General features: G+C 61.3%; 1 protein-coding gene and 1 pseudogene. One reads left to right on the forward strand and one right to left on the reverse strand.

The genetic code is table 11. From position 1 onward, the window contains the following. The coding region (locus tag IQK56_RS28865; protein ID WP_279649491.1) for a histidine kinase dimerization/phospho-acceptor domain-containing protein at positions 1–1,585 on the reverse strand (1,585 nt) is incomplete at its 3' end. Between the two features lie 175 nt (positions 1,586–1,760). On the opposite strand from IQK56_RS28865, the pseudogene IQK56_RS28870 reads away from it, so the two are divergent. Then, a pseudogene (locus IQK56_RS28870) lies at positions 1,761–1,887 on the forward strand (MarR family transcriptional regulator); the annotation flags it as partial.

A 1,887-nucleotide genomic window follows, 5' to 3' on the forward strand; every position in this document is an offset into this window, starting at 1 on the left:
CCAGGCCCGGCACGGAAAACTCGCTCAGTTCCAGGGCCAGTTGCCCGGCTTCGATTTTCGACACATCCAGCACATCGCAAATCAATTGCAGCAGCGTGGCGGATGAGCCTTCGATGGCGCGCAGGTAACTCTTCTGCTGGCTGTCCAGGCGCGTGCGGGCGAGCAACTCCAGGGTGCCGAGCACGCCGTAGAGCGGGGTGCGGATTTCGTGGCTCATGGTGGCGAGGAACAGCGTCTTGGCTTCATTGGCGGCGTCGGCCGATTGGCGCGCCTGCTCCAGCGCCGCTTCGATTTGCGTGCGCGCACTGATGTCGCTGAAGGCGCACAGCAACACGTCTTCACCTTTATAGCGGGTCGGCGCGCAGCTCAGGTACAGATGACGGCCGTCGGCGGTCTGGAAGTAATCGGTGAAGCGCGGGGCGCTGGTGTCGAAGGCTGCGTGAATCCAGCCGGCGCCCAGTTGTTCGCCGCAGTGGCCCAGCCATTGGCGGGCAAGGGTGTTTTCCAGGACCACCTGGCCGTCGCTGCGGCGCAGTACGCACAGCGCCACGGGAGCGGTCTGGATCACGTCGCGGCTGAACAGCTCACTTTCTACCAGTGCCTGGATACGGTGGATCGCCGGGGTAATAAAACGCTGCTCCAGGCGCCGGGTCAGCAGGCACACCAGGCTGATGCTCAGCAGACAGAACAGCAGCGCGCCGCACATTTGTGGCCACAGCGCCCAGAGCACGGCGTGCAGGTCGATGGAGTAAGTGAGCTGCCAGTCCGAGGACTTGAGCTGCTTGCGCAACACCAACTGCTCGGGCAACCAGCCGGCGCCGACAAACCCGAAGAAGTCCTGTTGGCGCAACAGCGGCAGGTTTTGCCCCGGCGGTGGCTTGTGACTATTGCTGAACAGCGCGACGCCCTGGGCGTTGAACATGGTGAATTCGCCCGCACTGTGGTCGCTCAGGGCGCTGGAGACTTCGCGGTCGTCCATCTCCAGGCCGAGCCAGCCGGAGTTCACATCACGCTCGTCCAGGCGGATGAAGATGTACAGCTGGGAGTGCCCGTCCAGCGCGTGGGTCAGCCACAGTTCCTGTAGCGTTTTCGTGAGCTTGAGGGCTTCCAGTTGATCGAGCAGGGCCTGGGGAAACAGCGTGTTCGACGCCGTCGCGTTGTACAGCCGAAACATCGCGCCGTCGGTGTCGACATACAACAGGTTGAGCTGCTTGGCCCTGAGGTAATCGCGCATGCGTTGGGTCAGCCAAATGCTCCATTGCTTACCCGGCGCCTGCCCCAGCAGCAGGCGGATTTCCTCTTCGGACACCGGCTCGCTCAATTCGGTTTTGCGCGTGGCGGACAGGCTCAGGCTTTCGAGCAAGGCTTCGCGAGTGGTGAAAAACGTATGCGCCTCGGCGATGGCGCTGCTCATGTAGCTGCGCCGTTGGGAGACTTCATTGTTGAAGGTGAACAGCAGGAAGCTGTACACGCCGCCGAGGATGCCCACCAGCAGCACCAGCGCAAAAATGCGCAGCAGGCGCCGGGCGGTGTCCGGCGTGGAGAGGACAGGGCTGATCTGGTGGAGGTAGTTTTTTAATCGCATGCCGGCACTCTATGAGTGGCCGGGTGTAGGAAGAATCAGACGATCCTTAGTTTGCTGGCGGTAGCTCATTGCCGCGAATTACCAAGCAAGCTAATTATTCCATTTGAAATTCGCTGCCTAAGCAGTAACATCTCGTCATACATTCACTGCCTAGGCAGTAATAAGGTGACTTCCGATGCCCCACTTCACCCCCGAAAACTTCCACAACTGCCACCTCGGCCTGTTGCTGGGCCGTGCGGCGATCCTCAAGGACCGCATCATCGACACCCATATGGAACCCCACGGCATCACGGCCGCGCAGT

This window comes from Pseudomonas cyclaminis (assembly GCF_015163715.1).
Lineage (GTDB): Bacteria > Pseudomonadota > Gammaproteobacteria > Pseudomonadales > Pseudomonadaceae > Aquipseudomonas > Aquipseudomonas cyclaminis.